This window comes from Streptomyces sclerotialus (assembly GCF_040907265.1).
Lineage (GTDB): Bacteria > Actinomycetota > Actinomycetes > Streptomycetales > Streptomycetaceae > Streptomyces > Streptomyces sclerotialus.
The window spans coordinates 7060417-7079356 of sequence record NZ_JBFOHP010000002.1; the positions used below are offsets into that span (position 1 = coordinate 7060417).

The window sequence follows — 18940 nt, forward strand, 5'->3', positions numbered from 1 at the left end:
TTCTTTGACAAGCGGGTCTCCTGGCTCGGGTGCTGTGTGAAGTGGTTCAAAAGCGGAACTCGAAGTTCCGTCCTATTCGTGCCGGAATTCTCCGGAAAAGCCTGCTGGGGCGAGCGTGAGAACGGGTCGACAACGCCTCTTGCGTCCCAGCGATGTTCATGGTTGAGTTTCGCTTCGGTAGTCCCGGTAGCAACCGCGGCAACCCCCGTACCCAAGGGGACAGCTGCATCTCTTTTCCCTTCCGTCACCTCCGGCACAGGCGGCGGACAGGGAACCTGGTTCCTCCTGCGCTCGGGGCGGCCTGTACGACGCACCGCCTTGCAAAGCCCGAGGAAAACTTTTCTCCATTCGTTCGTCGGTTCTCTTCCGGGGAATTCCGGACGGTCTGTTTTTCTCCTCCGCACCACCTCGCACCATTTCCTCGTGACTGTTTCCACGAAAGCGAAAGCGCAGGTACCCCGGTGTCCTCGAAGAAGTCCCCGCTCGACCACATGCGCATGGTCGTCCAGCAGTACGACCAGCTCTCGACCGACCCTCAGGCTCAGCAGGCCTATCTCGATGTCATGGGTCTCGATCACGGCATGGTCGCCGCCTACCGCGACGTCCTCCTGAACACCGACGCCCGGAAGTCCGCGCCCCGCCCGGCCCGGAACCCGATCGGCCGCCAGCGCGTCGCCACCATCACCGTCACGTTCACCGTGCGGCTCTCCTGCTGACCTCATCACCGACCGTCGTCTCCTCCTCTTGTACCGAAGTGGAAACATTCGTGGCCGACCCGCAGTCCTCCGTGATCCCCACCGTTGTCGAACAGTCCTCCCGCGTGCTGGAGACCTACCGTGTCGATCCGGGCCTGATTCCCGAGCACGCGAACGGCGAGCGCCGCATCACCCAGGGCGGGTACGGCGACCGCCAGCTCTTCGAGCTGGTTCAGAACGCCGCCGACGAGATCCGTGACGAGCCCGGCGGGCGGATCCACGTCGTCCTCACCGACACCCACCTGTACTGCGCCAACGAGGGAAAGCCGGTGACCGCCGAGGGCGCGGAGACCATCCTGCGCATGAGCATGTCCAAGAAGCGCGGCGGCCAGATCGGCCGGTTCGGCGTGGGGGTGAAGTCGGTTCTGGTGGTGACCGACACCCCCCAGTTCTTCAGCCGCAGCGGCAGCTTCGGCTTCGACCGGGCCTGGTCGTACCAGCTCATCCGCGACGTGCCCGGCGTGCGCGAGCGACTCGGTGCGGAATTCGAAGCGCCCGTCCTGCGCATGGCCCGCGAGTTGGACATGGCGGCCGAGCGACTTCGGGATCGAGTGCTCGACGAGTTGCTCGAGTGGGCCACCACCGTCGTCCGCCTGCCGCTGCTGCCCGGGGCTGCCGACCGACTGGGTAAGGACATGCACGGGCACCAGGGCACGGCCGGCCACGAGACCCGCGAGGAATTCCCGGCCGGCTTCCACCTGTTCTCCCCGCACGTCGGTCAGGTGGTCCTCGAGGACCGCCGGCCGCGCCCGATCGCCCGCCGGGCCCTTTACGCCGAGCAGGACGGCAGCCTGCGCACGATCCACGAGGAGCGCGTCGGGAGGCCGCCCGCCACCTCGCAGTGGCGGGTCTTCACCTGTACCCACGAGCCGACCGAGGCCGCCCGCCGTGACGCCGGCGAGCTGCACGACCGTCTGACCATCGATGTCGCCTGGGCCGTCCCCGACTACAAGCGGGAAGACAACGGCCTGTTCACGCCCGGGGGCCGGCGTCGACGTGGGCAGTTCTGGGCGTACTTCCCCAGCAAGTACGAGATGTCCCTCACCGGCATACTCAACGGTGCCTGGAAGACCAACGAGGACCGGCAGAACCTGCTCGACGCCTCACCCTTCAACGTGGAGATGATCCAGGTCGCCGCCCGTCTGGTGGTGGACTCCCTGCCCGAACTGGCGCCTGCGGAAGACCCTGCCGCGTACCTGCCACTCCTGCCCGGCCGTTCCAGGGAGGCCATCAGCTGGGCCGATCGGCACCTGCTGGAGCAGATCTGGGAAATGGCGGCTCAGCGTCCGTCACTGCCCGACCAGGACGGCGTTCTGCGCAACCCTCGCGAGCTGCGCATCCACCCGGAACTGGCCAAGGACCTCACCGCGACCAACCGCTGGTTGCGGCTGTGGCACTCCTATCCGGGGCGCCCCAAGGCGTGGCTGCACCCCTCGGTGGAGGCCACGGCCCTCCGCTCCGGCAAGGTCGGCCACATCCTGGAGCGGACCAAGCAGCCGCGGGCCGATGTCCGCGAATGGCTCGAGGCGCTGGTCTCCGACGGCACGGCGAAGGCTTCGGAGACCGCGATCCGAATCGTCGCCGACATGCTCGAGTCGGGTGCCGACTGTGCCGCGGATGCCCGTAAGGCCAAGATCGTGCTCACCGAGGAGCACGGCCTGGTCGCCCCGATGGGCGGTGTGGTCTACAGGCGCGCCGACGAGGACGGTCTGCGGGAGTCGCTGGTCTACGTGGACCGCGCCCTGTCCGACGACCCGTCGCTCTCCTCCGCCCTCACCACCCTCGGCATTCAGGAGGCCGACGTCCGGGGGCGCTTCGTGAGCATCCTCGACCAGGGCTTCGCCTCGTACGGCCCGCAGGAGTGGAACCACTTCTGGGAGCTGTTCCACCGGGCCGGGGCCACCGCTGTGGGCCACGAGGTGACGAAGCGGGTAGCGACACCGATGGACACCCTGAAGGTCCGAACGGTGGACGGCCGTTTCCACAGCATGCGCGACTGCATGCTGCCCGGCGTCGTCGTCACCGCGGAGAGCGACCCGGGGATTGCGGTGGACATGCGGTTCCACTCCGACGACGCCGGCTTCTTCCGCGAGTTGGGTCTGCGGGACCGCCCGACCTCCGGCCACAGGCCCGAGGCGGAGCCCTGGTTCGAGGAGTACCGAGAGGCCGTGCACGCGGCGTACTGCCGCACGCTCGACAACCGGGCGAGCAGACCCACCCTCGCCAGGACCAGGATCGAGGGGGCCCCCGTCGGCGGGCCGCTGCACCTGCTGCCCCGACTTTCGGAGGAGGCCCGCGCCGCCTTTCTCCAGGGCCTGCCCGAGGACGCGTTGATCGAGAACTGGACACTGCAGATCGGCGCGCAGGCCGGTACGCGTCGGACGGCGCAGTCCCCGATCCGCTGGATGCTCGTCCGGCACGGTCGAGTCCGGACCTCTCAGGGACTCAAGCCCCTGAAGGAAGCCGTCGGTCCGCAGCTCGACGCATACCGCGACGTGCTCCCGGTTGCCCGCATCAGCTCGGAGAAGGCCCGCAAGCTCGGGCTTGCCGACAGTGTCGAGAAGGTCCGACCCCAGCAGTGGGAACAGCTGCTGGAAAAGCTCCAGGAGAGCGAGGACGACGTGTTCGTCGGCTCCACCTACGCCCTGCTGACCCGCCTGGAGGTCGACTTCCCGGAGGACTCCCTGACCCGTTGCCGGATCGGCGACGCCTGGGGCACCCGGGAGGACGGCGAGATCGCCGTCGCGGCGAACGCGGAGGAGTACCGCTCGCTGCGGGCCGAGCGGGTGCCTGCGCTGATGATGCCGGACCAGGAGTCCGCCGACCTCATGGTCGAGCGATGGGGCATGTTGCGTCATGACGACGTCGTGAGCCGTGAGACTCGGCATGAGTCGACCGTGGAGGCGGTACCGCTGTCCGAGGAGTTCCCGACGCTGCGCCAGAAGATGGGGGCCTCCGTCAGCACGTACTCCCTGCTGCGCTGTGCCACGTTGGAGGAGGTCGTCCGCACTCCGAACGGCGCGCGGGCGAAGTCCTTGGAGAGCGCCCGTCAGGGCAACGTGATCAAGGTTCTGGACTCGCTGGATCGGCTGGGTGCGCTCCGGGCCGTCGACCGTGAGCTGGGGTTGCGGATGGGCGAGGCCGGTTGCCGTGCCGTGCTGGATGCGCAGACCCGTCAAGAGCAGGACAAAAAGGTGCGGACCGCGCTGAAGGCGGTCCGCGAGGCCGCGGACGTGACGGCCAAGCTGGAGCTGCTGATCGGCGCGGAGGCCCTGCGCGACCGGCTGCCCGCCGGACTGATGGAGGCCGAGCGCCAGGAGCTGGACGGGCAGGAGCCCACCGGGCGTCGGATCGCCCAGATGGCGTTCAACGCCCACGGCGACACCGTGCTCAAGACCCACGCCCGCGACATCCAGGAGCGCTTCCCGAGCGCCCCGTCGTCCTACACCGGCGGCTCGGCGGCGGTCTCGTTCGTCGCCGACCTCGGCCTGCCCGCGCCCTTCGCCGGCTACCGGGCCCCGACCCTCGAACAGAGCCTGACGGTGGAAGGCCCCCGCGACTTCCCGCGTCTGCACGACTACCAGGAGCGGCTCGCCCTCAACATCTTCGAGATGCTGGACCGGCTGGCCCCGCAGCGCGCCATGCTGTCGTTGCCCACCGGCGCCGGCAAGACGCGTGTCACCGCCGAGGCCGTCATCCGCTGGGTGAAGCAGGCCGGCGAGCTCAAGGGGCCGATCCTGTGGATCGCCCAGACCGAGGAGCTGTGCGAACAGGCGGTGCAGAGCTGGCAGTTCGTCTGGAGCAAGGCCGGCGCGCAGACCCGACTGACGATCAACAGGCTGTGGACCTCGAACGAGGCGGCGCCGGTCACCGACGGCCCGCAGCTCGTCGTGGCCACCGACGCCAAGCTGCGGGTGTGCCTGGACACCGACCGGTACGCCTGGTTGCGGGAGGCCGCGCTGGTCGTGGTGGACGAGGCGCATGTGGCGACCAGTCCCCTTTACACCGAGATCCTGAGCTCGCTCGGCCTGACCCAGCATCGGACCGAGCGCCACCTGCTCGGCCTCACGGCCACCCCGTTCCGCGGCCACAACGAGGAGGAGACCCGTCGCCTGGTCAACCGCTTCGGCTCACGCCGACTGGACGAGGGCGTCTTCCCGTCCGACGACCCCTATGGACACCTCCAGGAGCTGGGTGTCCTGGCGCAGGTCGAACACCGGGAACTCACCGGGGGCACTATCGAGTTGTCCCGCCAGGAGCGGGAGAGCGCCGAGCAGTTCAGCCTGTTGTCCAAGGCAGCCGAGCAGCGGCTGGCCGAGGACCACGACCGCAGCCGCCGCATCGTCTCGGAGATCACCGCGATGCCCGACGACTGGCCGGTGCTGGTGTTCGCCACCTCGGTGGAGCACGCCAAGTACCTGGCCGCCCGGCTGAAGGACCACGGGATCTCCGCGTCCTCCGTGGACTCCACCACCTCCGACAGCGACCGCCGGTCCCGTGTCCGGGAGTTCCGTGACGGCAGAGTGCAGGTGCTCACCAACTACGGGGTCCTCACTCAGGGCTTCGACGCCCCCGCCACCCGAGCGGTGGTCGTCGCCCGGCCGGTCTACAGCCCGAACGTGTACCAACAGATGATCGGCCGCGGCCTGCGCGGCCCCCGCAACGGCGGCAAGGACACCTGCCTGATCCTCAACGTCCGCGACAACATCCGGAACTTCGACACCGCCCTGGCTTTCACCAAGTTCGAGCACCTGTGGAGCAAGAAGTGACCTTCTCGTCCGCGGACGACCCCGTCCTCACTCCCGAGCAGCAGGCCGTCGTGGACCAGCCCTGGGACACCCGTCTGCTGGTCACCGCCGGGGCGGGCACCGGCAAGACCCACACGTTGGTGCGTCGCATGGACGCGCTCGTGGGCCACGCCGATCCGGACGAGGCTCTGGAGGCCTCCGAACTGCTGGTCCTCAGTTTCTCCCGAGCCGCCGTCCGTGAACTGCGGGACCGGATCGCCCGATACGGCGAGCACGCCCGGCGGGTGCGGGTGCAGACCTTCGACTCCTGGGCGTACTCCTTGCTGATGCAGGCGCACCCGGAGGGGGAGTGGTCGGCGCTCTCCTTCGACGAGCGCATCCGGGCGGCCACCGAAGCGATCGAGAAGGGCGCGCTGGACTCCCTGGAGTCCGGCCCGCCCGCGCACGTGATCATCGACGAGGTGCAGGACCTGGCGAGCGCGCGCCGCGAGATGGTGGAGTCGCTGCTCGACCAGCTCCAGGACTCCTGCGGATTCACACTGGTCGGCGATTCCGCCCAGGCGATCTACGACTTCCAGATCGACCGGGAGAAGAATCCGGAGGAGTACGCCGACCGCGCCGACCTCTTCCTTCGCTGGGTGCGCGGCTCCTACTGCGAGGACCTGGTGGAACTGCGGCTGACGCGGAACTTCCGGGCCGTTACCCCCGAAGCGCGCACCGCGCTCCCGCTCGGCCCCGCCGTGCAGGGCATCGGCAGCGCCCCAGAGGGCGCCGACATCGCGGCCGAGCGGCTCCACGGGGAGCTGCGCGAGCTGCTGCTCGACCTCCCCGACCTCGGCCTGCTCACCGACTCGTTCACTCTGGACTCGCTCCGGTCCTTCCCCGGCACCTGCGCGGTCCTGGCCCGCGACAACCGGCAGGCCCTGCTTGTCTCGGAGCTGCTGCACACCCACGGCGTGCCGCACGCCCTGCGGCGCTCGCTCCAGGACCGGCCGGTGCCGTACTGGGCCGCCGAGCTGCTGCGCCGCACCGAGACCGCCACGCTCACCGAGGCACGGTTGCGTGAGCTGCTCGATGAGATGCCGCTGCCTGAGGGCGTCGACCCGGGCCGGGTGTGGCGGGCCCTGCGCGTTTCGGCCCGCGGTACCGGACGGGGGACGCTCGATGTGGGACGGCTGCGCAGACTCGTGGCGGAGCGCCGCTTCCCGGACGAGCTGGCCGACCCGGAACCGGCCCGACTGGTCGTGTCCACGGTGCACCGCTCGAAGGGCTTGGAGTTCGACCGGGTGGTGCTGCTCACCCCGCCCACCGTGGCCGAGCTGCGTCGTCGCAACGACGAACTCGACGTGCCCGCCGAGGCGCGCGCGCTCCACGTGGCGATGACCAGGGCCCGCGAGGACCTGTACCGCGTCGCCGCGCCCGACACGGTGACGGTGCTCAAGCACAAGCCGACCGGCCGCTGGTACCGGGGAGTCCCGAACCCGCGCCAGAGGTGGCGGCGCGACGGCGTCGAGGTGCGGGCCGGCGACGTGAACGCCCTGGAACCGGCCGACGCCCTGAGCGACGCTCCCGGCGCTCAGTCGTATCTGATGGAGCGGGTGCGGCCGGGGGACGCGGTGACGTTCCGGCTGCGCGACGCCCTCCCCATGGGCCCTGAGCAGAGCCCCCGGTACGCGCTGCTGCACGAGGGACGGGAGATCGGCGACGCCTCCGAGGCCTTCAGGAGCGAGTTGTACTCCTTGCTGAAGGTCGGCACCGACTGGGACATCCAGTGGCCCGAGGAGATCTCCGGCCTGCGGATCGACTGCCTGGAATCGGTCGCGGGGAGCACTGCCGCCGGGGCCAACGCGGGCCTGGGCGACCACGGGGTGTGGATCGCCCCGCGCATCAGCGGAATCGGACGGTTCCGGCGCGCCGCCGGTGCCGAGGAGGAGTAGAAATGACGATCCACGCAGGGCGGCACGCCGCGCACTACGAGGTCCGCGAGGACTTGGTGGGCCGGCTCCGCCGGGAGCTGCTCGGCCCCGATGCCGCCGCCTCCGCCGAGGACCGTGCCGAGGTGCTGGACCAGGACGCCCCGATCACCCGCTACCCCATGGGCGTGCTCTTCCCCCGCCCGACGGACGCCGAGGCCGACCTTCGTCTCAAGGAGGACGCCGCAGAAGAAGAGGGCCTGGACGAGGAGCCTGTGACCGGGGCGGACAGTCTCGACGAGTCCGGGTCGGCCGCCGAGCGCCCCAACGCCGGTGACCGACGCCCGTCCTCTGTCGGCCTGACCTTCGCGGTCGACCTCGCCGTGTGTCGGGAGATCGTGGTCTCGGCGCGCGCCGCCGTGTACGAGCCGGAGGACGCCGAGGGGCGCAAGATCTCCGCCCGCCGCAGCGAGGCCCGCACCACCTCCGACCAGCGAGAACGCTGGCGTCGGGTGGAATTGGACCTGCCGGACACCACGGTCGACGTGACGTACCCGGGTCGCGGTGCCTCACGCGATCTGATCGACGGCACTGCCCGGCTGGAAGTGCACGTGCGTCGTCCGTCGCCGGAGACCGGTACGGTCACCGTCACGGTCACCTTGGTCAACGTCCAGAAGGTGGGTGAGCGGGAACTCCAGGACGCATTCGCCCTGTTCCAGACCGGGCTGACGGTCCGCGCCGCCAACGCGTCGAGCGCGTTCGTGGAGCGTCCCGGCGCCTTGTCCGCAGTGGACTCCGAGCTGGAGACCAGCCGGCTGCTGCACCGGCATGCCCCCACGTTCGCCGCAGGACACGGCTGCGCGGCGGTGTGGGACTGGACCCCGCCCCCCGTCGGCATCACCGACATAGAGCGTGCGGGCGTGGCGGAGGTACGCACCGAGTTCATGCCCACGCACGAGGTGCTGCTCACCGACTCCAACCCGGAGATCGACGACCGTGCCCTCACCATGTCGGGCCTCGCCGAAGGCTCCGACAGCGAAGTGATCGCCGCCCTGGAAGGGCTGGCCACAGGCTACGAGCGGTGGATCGAACGGAAGCGGGACGAAGCCGCCGCGCTCGCCGGTACCTCGTACGAGAAGGCCGCGTTCGTTCAGGTCGACTCCTGCGTGGAGGCCCTGGACCGGATCCGGGAGGGCATCGCGCTGCTCCGTGACAAGCCTGACCTGATGCAGGCGTTCCGCCTGGCCAACCAGGCGATGGCGACCCAGCGTGCCCGGAGCGCCTGGGTCAAGGGCGGTCGGGTCGGCGAGCCGGACCTGGCCTCCGCGCGCTGGCGTCCGTTCCAGATCGCCTTCGTGTTGCTGTGCCTGGCCGGGGTGGACGACCCGGAACACCGTGACCGGGGGGTGTCGGACCTGTTGTGGTTCCCCACCGGTGGTGGCAAGACCGAGGCGTACCTGGGCTTGATCGCGCTGACCACTTTCCTGCGTCGGATGCGGCTCGGTGGGGCGGGCGGCGGTGTCACCGTCCTGATGCGGTACACGCTGCGCCTGCTCACCCTGCAGCAGTTCGAGCGTGCCGCGATCCTGATCTGCGCCATGGAGCGGATGCGCCGGCAGAACCCCGCCGAGCTGGGGCACGAGGAGATCTCCCTCGGTATGTGGGTGGGTCGGTCCGCCACCCCGAACACCTTGGAGGTCGCCTCCAGGCAGCTCCGTGCGGCCCGCTCCGGCAAGGTGCTCCAGAAGGAGAACCCGGTCCAGCTGCACGCCTGCCCGTGGTGCGGGACCGCCCTCGACGCCCATCACTACACGGTCGACGAGCAGGCCGTCCGGATGGATGTGCGCTGCCCCGGCACGGGCTGCGCGTTCTCCGACGGACTGCCCGTGCACCTGGTCGACGAGACCGTGTACCGCGCCCGGCCCACCCTGGTGATCGCCACCGTCGACAAGTTCGCCTCGATGCCGTGGCGTGCGCAGACCGCCGCCCTCTTCAACCGGGACCGTCAGGACGCCACTCCGCCCCCGGAACTGATCGTGCAGGACGAGCTGCACCTGATCTCCGGCCCGCTGGGCACCTTGACCGGCCTGTACGAGACGGCTGTCGACCTGCTCGCCGACCGACCCAAGGTGATCGCCTCGACCGCGACCATCCGCCGCGCCGCCGACCAGGGCAAGGCACTGTTCTCCCGCGAGGTGCGCCAGTTCCCGCCCGCAGGCCTGGACTCACGCGACTCCTGGTTCGCCGTGGAGACCCCGGCCCGTGACAAGGCCTCCCGCCGCTACGTGGGCCTGCTCGCCCCCGGCACCAGCCAGTCCACCCTGTTGATCCGCACCTACGCCACCCTGCTCCACCAGGCGATGCGGGCCGACACCACCCAGGAGGTGCGCGACGCGTACTGGACGCTGGTCGGGTATTTCAACAGCCTGCGCCTGCTGTCGGCCGCGGAACTCCAGGTGCACGACGACGTCGTGGCCCATCTGGACCATCTGGCCGCCCGCGACGATTGTGAGCCCCGCTCCGTCGGCAACTACTCCGAGCTGACCAGCCGGGTCGACGCCAGCGACATCCCGGCCCGTCTGAAGCAGATCGAGCGGCGGCTGCCGGGCGGCGACGTGGTGGACGTGCTCCTGGCCACGAACATGATCGCCGTTGGCGTGGACGTGGACCGGTTGGGTCTGATGGCCGTCATGGGTCAGCCGCAGACCACTGCCGAGTACATCCAGGCGACCAGCCGCGTGGGCCGTGCTCACCCCGGCCTGGTGGCGGTGATGCTCAACGCGAGCCGCTCCCGTGACCGTTCACACTACGAGAACTTCCAGCACTTCCACTCCGCTCTCTACCGTGAGGTCGAGTCCACCTCGGTGACCCCGTTCTCGGCCCGTGCCCGGGACCGAGGCCTGCATGCGGTGATCGTCGCCCTGGCGCGCATCCTGATTCCCGCTGCTCGCGCCGACGAGGCCGCGGGAAACATCGACCTCTTCAAGGACGAGCTGAGGGAACGCATCCGCCCGAAGATCCTCGAACGGGTCGAGAAGGTCTCTCCGGTGGAGACCGCCGCCAAGGAGGTCTCCCACGTGGCCGCAGCCTTCGACGAGTTCGTCGACTGGTGGTACGAGGAGGCCGAGGCGCACGGCGGCCTGTACTACGAACCGAAGCGCGGACGCAGTGCTCCCTCTCTGCTCAAGCCCTACAACGACGCCCTGGAGGACGTCGAGGCGTGGGAGACCCTGTGGTCCCTCCGCGACGTCGACGCCGAGTCCGCCCTGTTCATGGAGGCATCCCGATGACCCCGCCCCCTCCCCGCCGCCGGCGCGGCAGCGGCGGATCCGCCGCACCGGCCCGCACCCTGCCCCGCCGCGGTGCGGTCCGCCGCGCCCAGGCCATCACCACGTACGGTGTGGGTTCGTTGATCGCTGTGGAGCAGGAGTCGTTCATCGTCTCCGGCATCGACGACGCCGAGGGGCAGTGGCCCCGCGACGAAGCCCCGGTGATCCACGAGCCGCGCCTCGCCCGGGTGTTGGGCGTGCGCCGGTTCCGTCTGCCGCCCGCCTCCGCCGAGGACAGCCGTGACGGCATCCGGGTGCGTCGCTTCCCGCTGTGGCACCACTGCCCCGAATGCCACGCGCTGGACCACGTGCGGAGGTTCAACTCCCCGCCTGGACGCAACGAGTGCGCCGAGTGCTCCGAAACCCTGGTGCCCTCCCGATTCGTGGTGGCTTGCGAGGACGGGCACATCGCCGACTTCCCGTACTGGAAGTGGCTGCACAGGGGGCGACGCGGCGACGGCGAGGCCGGTTTCTGCGGCGGCCGGATGAGTCTGCGTTCCTCGGGACGTACCTCCTCGCTCCGGTCGGTGGTGCTCTCCTGCTCCTGCGGAGTGCCGGAGGTGTCCATGGAGGGTTCCTTCCGGCGCGGTGCCCTCAAGGACCTGAACATCCGCTGCGAGGGCAAGCGCCCCTGGCTGAAGGACGCCCCCCGACCTCCTCTGCTCCCAGCCGCCCCGGACCCTGCAGCGTGGTTCTTCCTCGGTGTGGCAGCCGGTGCTCCGCTCGGCCCTGTCCATCCCGCCGTGGAGCGACACCCGGGTGCACGCTCTGGAGAAGCATTGGGACAAGCTCCGTTCGTGCTCCACCCTCGCCGAGATCGAGATCCACCTGAAGTACATCTTCGAGGGCTCACCGTGTCCGGTGAGCCCTGAGCAGGTGATGGAACTGCTTGCCGCGATGGAGGCCGAGGAGCTCACCGGAGAGGACGGGCCCGTTCTCGACCAGGAACAGCGTTACCGCGCCCTGCGCGACCTGGAGTACGAGCGGCTGTGCGCGGGCAACCCGGAGGACTCCGGCCACCACACCGAGCAGTTCGTCTGCGAGCCCCCGACCGACGACGGGAAGCCGTTGTCCGGCCTGGGACTGGTCACCCCGATGCTGGTGAAGAAGCTCCGCGAGGTCCGCGCTCTCAAGGCCTTCACCCGGGTCATCGACCCCGAGACCTCCTCCGAGGGCCATGAGGCGGATCTTTCCCTCGTCCCTACGGACTGGCTGCCCGCCATGGAGGTCCATGGCGAAGGAGTCTTCCTCCGGCTCGACGAGGACAGGGTCGACGCCTGGGCCGAACTGCCCGCCGTTGCCGCTCGCGTGGAACGCATCCGTCACCGGCACCAGCGGGTCCTCGCCGAGCGGGCCGCCGACCCGACCCGAGTCCCGTCCTCTCCCGCCACCCCGCGCATGGCCCTGCTGCACACCTTCGCGCACGTGATGATCAATGAGTGGAGCCTGGACTCCGGTTACCCGGCCGCCTCGCTCCGTGAGCGGATCTACTCGGGTGACGAGATGGCCGGCGTGCTGATCTACACGGCCACCAGTGACTCGGCCGGCAGCCTCGGCGGCCTGGTCACCCAGGGAGAAAGCGTCCGCCTCGCCCAGGCCGTGCGCTCGGCCGTCCACCGCGCCGAGTGGTGCTCCGCCGACCCGCTCTGCGTCGAGACCGACAGCTCCGGCGCGGGCGGCACCAACCTGGCCGCCTGCCACGCCTGCGTGATGCTCCCGGAGACCAGCTGTGAGCACAACAACGGCCTGCTCGACCGGGCCCTTCTCGTCGGCACCCCGGAGGATCCGTCGATCGGTTTCTTCTCCCACCTGCTCACCCGGTGAGCACCGGGCAGCGACGCCGGGGCGGCAGACAGCGCCCCGCCCCGGCTCTCGGCACCGGAGCAGCGGAGCGACTCGGACGGCGATACGTGACCTGAGCTCCGGTCCGAGTGCGAGGTCGCGTGCGGTGCCTTCGGTCGTGGCCCACCATCGGTTCACGGAGGGAACCCGCCTTGCGGGCGTTCATGCCCGGTGGCCCAGGGCGGCCCGGATCGCGCATCCGAGGGCCCGGCCCACCGGGGGTGGCGAGGCGTGGCCCACCTGCCGATAGCGGGCTGTCTTACGGCCGGCGAAGGACCAGTCCGCAGGAAAGCCCTGCAGCCTTGCCGCTTGCTCGACGGTGAGCGCCACCATGCCCTTGACGCCGAGCGAGAGGTCCCAAGGGAACTCAGGGCCGGGGAGCTCATCGGCGACGGTGCCGCCGTTCACACGCATACGGGCCCAGGAACGCTTCGACCCGGTCGGCCCCAGATCGGCCCCGCCGCGATTCCAGGAACCGCCGACCAGTGTCGGGGCGGGCTGGTCGGCCTGCGCGGCCCAGGCGTCCGCGTACGGCCAGCCGCGTGCGGCCATGGAGGAACGTAGCGCCGCGCCCACGGTGATCGGCGGCTTGGTGTCGGGCACGGGGGCGACGAAGTTCTCGATGAGATCTCCCTTGAAAGCCACCAGGACCCCTTGTTTGCGGTCCTGGGGCACACCGTGGTCCATGGCGTTGAGGACGAACCAACGATGCCGATAGCCGAGGTGCTCGAGCTCGGTGGTGACGTAGGCGCGGATCGGTTCGTACGCGGGCTTGGAGACCAGGTCGGGGACGTTCTCGATGAGCAGGGCGCGGGGCTGTACGCCGTGCATGAGCATGATCGTCGCTTCGAGTACTCGAATCTCCTCGGCGCTGTCCTCGCGTGCCACCGCGGCGCTCGCCTTGACCCTGGGTAAGCCGGCAGCCAGGAGATCCACGTCATATGTCTCCTGGTGGTCCACCGGGTCGAAGTCCAGGAGGTCGGTTTCGACGACATTCCACTTCGGACGGTTCAGACGCAGCGTCTCGCAAGCCGCGGCCCGGTTGTCCAGGAGCAGAACAGGATCGAATCCGGCCTGTTCGAGGCCGAGCGCGAGGCCGCCTGCGCCGGCACACACGGCAAGGGAGCTGAGGTTTCCGAGGCGAGACTCTTCCATGACTACCGTTCATGCTCTTCGGAAAATATGACCGGACGGGTTGAGAGAGGCTACCCCGCCCGTCCCTGGTGTCATGCGGCTGCGGAACGGAGAGGGGCGGAGTCCTGAGCGTCCATGATCGCAACACGGTCGGTTCCGCGGCCGTTCCCGTCGAGGCGACCGAACCGACGCCTGGCTTCCGGGCATCAGGGGTACGAGGGCAGCGGGAACGGGACGGATGAATCGCAGGAGGCCAGGATGACGGTGGAGTCAGGGGACGGGGCCCGCGCGGCGGGGGGCGCGGTGGTGGGGACGGTCCGTGTCAATGGTGTCGACGTGCGGTACCGGGCGGCCGGGAGCGGGGCCGCTGTGGTGTTGGTGCACGGGCTGGGGGAGGACCTCGGGGCGTGGGAGCGGCAGCAGGAGGAGGTCGGGGGGTGGCGGACGTACGCGTACGACCTGCGCGGGCACGGGGGGAGTGGGCTGGGGGCGGCCGAGGGGAGTCTCGGGCAGCTGCGGGACGACCTGCTGGGGTTTCTGCGGGAGGTGACGGGGCCCGCGGTGTGCGTGGGGTTCTCGCTGGGCGGCACGGTCGTGCTGGCCGCTGCGGCCGCGGCTCCCGAGCTGGTCACCGGGGCCGTGGTGTTCGGTACGTCCACGGTGGTGGGGAAGGCCGCGGTGGAGTTCTACGAGGAGCGGATCGCGCTGGTGCGCGGCGGTGACCGGCAGCGGCTGGCGGCGGCGATGCGGGCGGACACGGTGGCCGCGCTGTACGGCACGGACGGTGATGCGGAAGCGGTGACCGCGCGGCGGATGGCGGCGATCGGGGACGGTCGCGGGTACGCCAACGCGGCCGCCGCGATGGCCGGGCTGCGGGAGCGTCCGCTCACCCCGGAACTGGCTGCCGTCAGGTGCCCTGTGGTGGTGGTCGGGGCCGCGCAGGACACCTTCTGTCCGCGCAGGGCCGCCGACATCATGCTCGACGGGCTGAAGGGCGCGGAGTGCGAGGTGACGTACGAGGAGATCCCGGGTGCGGGGCATCTGATGAACGTCGAGCGGCCGGCGGCGGTCACGGCCCGGCTGACGGCCGCGCTGGAGCGGGTGGGGTAGGCAGGGACGGACAGCAGGCGCCTGGCCGTGCTCGTTCGTACTCCGTCCCGGGAGGATTCCGTCTCGGGAGGATTCCGTCTCGGGAGGATTCCGTCTCGGGAGGATTCCGTCTCGGGAGGATTCCGTCCCGGAGGACTACGCCCCGGAGGACTACGCCCCGGGAGCCGAGGGGCGGCTTCCGGGGCGAGGTGGTACCGAAAGGCGGGTCACGAGATCTTCGGCAGGTCCCCGCTGGTCGTCGACAGGTCGATCACGGAGAAGCCGGCGCCCTGCTGGTCGGAGACGGCGGCGAAGCGGCCGAAGGGCGTGTCGTGCGGGCCGAAGTGCTTCTGGCCGCCGAGCTTGACGACCTTGGCGACCGCGTCGTCGCAGTTCTCCACCGCGAAGTACGGGTTGATGTGCGACGGCAGCTCGGGCGGGAAGTCCTCGGTCATCTTCATCCGGCCGATGACGGTCTCGCCGCCCAGGTCGTAGACCTTGAAGTCGATCGCGTCGTCCTCCATCCGCTTCACGTCGTACGAGAAGAGGGCGGGGAAGAACTGGTCCGCCTTCTCGGGCTCTCGGGTGGTGATCTCGGCCCAGCAGTACGAGCCGGGCTCGCCCTGCTTCTCGAAGCCCTGGTGGGTGCCGGGCTGCCAGAGGCCGAAGGTGACGCCGCCGGGGTCGGCGGCGATCGTCATGTGCCCGAAGTCCCCGACGGCCATGGGGTCCATGACGGTCCGGCCGCCGAGCTCGCGGATCTTCGCCGTGCCGGCCTGGATGTCGGACGAGGCGAAGAACAGGAACCACCCGGTCGGCCAGTCCTCCTGGCCGGGCATCCGGGGCGCGAGGCCGGCGACCGCCTTGCCGTCGGAGAAGGCCTGGGTGTAGTTGCCGTACTCCTCCGCGCTCTCGCCGAAGGTCCATCCCAGTACTTCGCCGTAGAAGGTCTTCGCCGCTTCCAGGTCGGGGAACGAAGCGTCGAGCCAGATGGGCGTGCCCTCAGGTTCAGCGGCCATGGCTGCCTTCCTCTGCCGGTATCAGTGAGGATGCCTCTAGGGAGGACTTGTCGGGCTTGACACGTTAGCCACTGATCTTGGTTCCCGCCCGGCAAGTATTCGAACATATGGTCAATTCTTGAGGGTGGGGAAAAGGGGGCGGGGAAGGGCTGTCCGGGGGTGGTGCCTCAGCCCAGTTCCAGGCTCGTCACGCCGAAGATCCGGGAGGTGGCCACGGGGCGTACGGGGCCGGTGTACATGCGGGCCGTGTCGAAGGACGGGGTGAGGCCGAGGCTCTTGGCCAGTGCCACCGCCTCCGGGTTGGTCTCGGGGACGTCGACGGCGAAGGGGGCGCCGTCGAGGTCGGCGGTGAGCGCGTCGAGCAGGGCGCGGGCGTCCTCGGTGGTGTCGGCGAAGAGCGGGCCGACGCGGTGGGCGTCGCGGCCCGGGCGGATCACGCCGTAACCGGTCACCCGGCCGTCCGGCACGCGGGCGAACGCGCGATGGCCGTCGCAGCTGAGCCAGTGGCGCAGGAACCGTGCGCGGTCGGCGGGGTAGCAGGCGCTGTCGTACGCGGCGATCGCGTCGGGGCCGACGGTCGCGGCCGGGACGACGTGGTCGGGGGTCGGGCGGTCGCCGGAGGGGGCGGTGCCGCCGAACCGGCTGGTGCGGTAGGCGAGTTCGAAGCCGGAGCGGCGGTAGTTGTCCTGCTGGGCCGGTACGCCGTCCAGGCCGACGGTGCGGTCGCCGGCGTGGGCGAGCGCGGCCTTCCAGGTGGCGAGGCCGTGGCCGCGGCCGCGCTGGTCGGGGCGGACGAGGTAGAAGCCCAGGAAGGCGTAGGTGGGGCTGTAGTTGACGACCGAGATGGCGGAGACCGGCTCGCCGTCGATCCGGCCGAGGAAGAAGCCGTCGGGGTCCTGGGCGAAGAAGCAGGAGGCGTCGGAGAGGCCCGGGTTCCATCCTTCGGCCGCCGCCCACTCGCTGACGACGGTCCAGTCCTCCGGCGTTGCTCGCGTGACGATGAGCTGGTCAGGGGCATGCTGAGGCATTGCGGTGTCCTTTCCGGCGGGAACGGGCCGCGCCGCGGGGGCGGCCCGGCGCGGGGCCATCCTTCCCGATCGGCGCGCGGCTATCCAGCGGCCGAACCGGTCGCCGCGAGGCCCGCGTGCGGGCCCCTGTGTGCGGCGAACGATGACGGAAGGGAAGGTCAAGTAGGGGAACGAGTAGGGAAAAGAAAGGGAAAGAGGGGGTCAAGTGCCTGGATCGTACGGATTGTGACGTGCGGACGGCGGATCCGGGCGTTAGCATGGGTAATTGGTTGTCTGGGGCAACCAATTCCGCGGGCGGGGGATCACTTGTGCCGGGCGCGGCGTCATCTGCGGGACCGGCCCTGGGCGCCACCGACCGACGGAGTACCACCACCGGGACGCGGGGACGAGCGTGCCGGTGTCAGGAGGACGATTCATGCCTGCCGAGGCAGCCGCATCCCAGACCACCCCCACAACCCCCCGCGAAGACCAGGGAAGTTCGCCGGAGCCTGCCTTCCGTACGTACGTCGAGGACAACCTCGACGCGCTCGCGGCCGACCCCGGCCGTGAACTCCTCGTGCACGGCGACCGGCGGCTGACCGCGGGTCAGTTCTGTGACCTCGTACACCGCATGGCGCACGCCATGGCGGCACAGGGCGTCGAGCGCGGCACCACCGTCACGCTGCTCAGCGGCAACCTCCCCGAGGCCATCGCCGCGCGCTACGCCGCCAACCTGGTGGGCTGCCGCGTCAACCACCTCTACAACAAGCTGTCGGCGGACGTGCAGGCCAACATCGTGCGGGACGTCGAGACCCGGGCGCTGATCGTCGACCCGCGGCTGACCGACCGCGCCGCCGAGCTGACCGAGCGCGCGCCCGTGCCGACCGTACTCACCCTCGGCGAGGCCAAGCGGGAGATCGGCCAGGACGTGCTGGCGCTCGCCGCCGAGCAGACCGCCGAACCGTTCGTGAGCCCCGCGCAGCCGGACGACATCTGCACCATCCGGCACACCGGCGGCACCACCGGCCACCCCAAGGGCATCGTCACCACGTTCCGGCAGCTCAACCGCATGCGCCGGATGATGCCCGAGCAGACCGAGCAGGACTACACGCCCAAGCAGCTGGTGTGCACCACCATCGCGCACGCCGCCGGCATGCTGGCCGACGTGATGTTCCTCAACGGCGGCACCGTCGTGCTGCACGACGACTTCGACGCCGCCGAGGCCCTCGCCACCATCGAGCGCGAGCGCATCACCCACCTCTTCCTGCTGCCGCCGCTGGTCTACCAGCTGATGGACCACCCGGACTCCGAGCGCCGCGACCTCTCCAGCCTGCGCGCCCTGACCTACGGCGGCTGCCAGTCCTCGCCCGCCCGGATCGCGGACGCGGTACGCCGCTTCGGCAAGGTGCTCGTGCAGTTCTACGGCCAGAACGAGGCCGGCGGCATCAGCGTGCTGCCCGCCGAGGAGCACGACCCGGACAACCTGGAGCGGCTGCGCTCGGCCGGGAAGATCCTGCCCGGCGTCGAGGTGGCCATCCGCGACACCGACGGCAACGACCTGCCGACGGGCGAGCTGGGCGAGATCTGCGTCCGCTCGGCCGGCACGATGACCGGTTACTGGAAGCAGCCCGAGCTGACCGCCGAGGTGCTGCGGGACGGCTGGCTGCACACCGGTGACGTGGGCTTCGTCGACGCCGACGACTACATCACCGTCGTCGACCGGATCAAGGACATGATCGTGGTCGTCGGCGGCCACGTCTACACCACCGAGCTGGAGGACCTGCTCAACTCGCAGCCGAAGGTGCAGCAGAGCGCGGTCTTCGGCGTCCGTGACGCGGACAACATGGAGCAGGTGTACGCCGCGGTCGTGGCGGCGCCGGACAGCCGGCTGGAGGCCGAGGAGCTGCGCGCCTGGGTGCGCGAGGCGCGCGGTGCCATGTACGAACCGGCTCACATCAGCTTCGTCGACGCGCTGCCGCTGACGGACGCGGGCAAGCCGGACAAGAAGCTGCTCCGGCAGCTGGCCGAGCAGGAGCGCGACGCCGCGCAGGCCGGCGCGAGCTGAGCACGGCGCCCGCGCCGGTGCTCCCGTACGCGAACCTGC

General features: G+C 70.1%; 9 protein-coding genes and 1 pseudogene. 7 read left to right on the plus strand and 3 right to left on the minus strand.

Annotated features, from left to right (window positions below; all coding sequences use genetic code 11):
- Nucleotides 1-461 precede the first annotated feature (461 nt).
- The 5 genes and pseudogenes from AAC944_RS31090 (at nucleotide 462) to drmB (ending at nucleotide 12569) form a co-directional block, all read left to right on the plus strand.
- Entirely contained in the window at nucleotides 462-716 is a 255-nt protein-coding gene (locus AAC944_RS31090; protein ID WP_030612565.1) for a hypothetical protein, read from the plus strand.
- A 50-nt stretch (nucleotides 717-766) separates the two neighbouring features.
- Complete coding sequence (locus AAC944_RS31095) at nucleotides 767-5524, plus strand: sacsin N-terminal ATP-binding-like domain-containing protein (protein ID WP_030612564.1); 4758 nt, start codon at nucleotides 767-769, stop codon at nucleotides 5522-5524.
- Complete coding sequence (locus tag AAC944_RS31100; RefSeq protein ID WP_030612563.1) at nucleotides 5521-7440, plus strand: UvrD-helicase domain-containing protein; 1920 nt, start codon at nucleotides 5521-5523, stop codon at nucleotides 7438-7440. The genes AAC944_RS31095 and AAC944_RS31100 overlap by 4 nt, the downstream gene beginning before the upstream one ends.
- A gap of 2 nt (nucleotides 7441-7442) precedes the next feature.
- Nucleotides 7443-10706, plus strand: coding sequence for a helicase-related protein (locus tag AAC944_RS31105; RefSeq protein ID WP_030612562.1), 3264 nt, complete (start codon nucleotides 7443-7445; stop codon nucleotides 10704-10706).
- Nucleotides 10703-12569, plus strand: a pseudogene (drmB, locus tag AAC944_RS31110) (DrmB family protein). Before AAC944_RS31105 ends, drmB begins: the two are co-directional and overlap by 4 nt.
- Before the next feature lie 180 nt (nucleotides 12570-12749).
- Here drmB and AAC944_RS31115 read toward each other — a convergent pair.
- Complete coding sequence (locus AAC944_RS31115; protein WP_030612557.1) at nucleotides 12750-13742, minus strand: DNA cytosine methyltransferase; 993 nt, start codon at nucleotides 13740-13742, stop codon at nucleotides 12750-12752.
- Between the two features lie 237 nt (nucleotides 13743-13979).
- Here AAC944_RS31115 and AAC944_RS31120 point away from each other — a divergent pair, with 237 nt between their 5' ends.
- Nucleotides 13980-14831 (plus strand): alpha/beta fold hydrolase, encoded by an 852-nt coding sequence (locus AAC944_RS31120; protein ID WP_051871621.1) that lies wholly within the window; start codon nucleotides 13980-13982, stop codon nucleotides 14829-14831.
- A gap of 206 nt (nucleotides 14832-15037) precedes the next feature.
- On the opposite strand, the gene AAC944_RS31125 is transcribed toward AAC944_RS31120, so the two are convergent.
- Both AAC944_RS31125 and AAC944_RS31130 read right to left on the minus strand, forming a co-directional pair.
- Nucleotides 15038-15829 (minus strand): VOC family protein, encoded by a 792-nt coding sequence (locus tag AAC944_RS31125; protein ID WP_030612553.1) that lies wholly within the window; start codon nucleotides 15827-15829, stop codon nucleotides 15038-15040.
- A 167-nt stretch (nucleotides 15830-15996) separates the two neighbouring features.
- Nucleotides 15997-16857: a GNAT family N-acetyltransferase gene (locus AAC944_RS31130; protein WP_030612550.1), complete on the minus strand. Its 861-nt coding sequence runs from the start codon at nucleotides 16855-16857 to the stop codon at nucleotides 15997-15999.
- A gap of 415 nt (nucleotides 16858-17272) precedes the next feature.
- Between AAC944_RS31130 and AAC944_RS31135 the strand changes: the two genes are divergently transcribed.
- A complete protein-coding gene (locus tag AAC944_RS31135; RefSeq protein WP_078888466.1) occupies nucleotides 17273-18901 on the plus strand; it encodes an AMP-binding protein in 1629 nt (542 codons plus the stop codon).
- Nucleotides 18902-18940 lie beyond the last annotated feature (39 nt).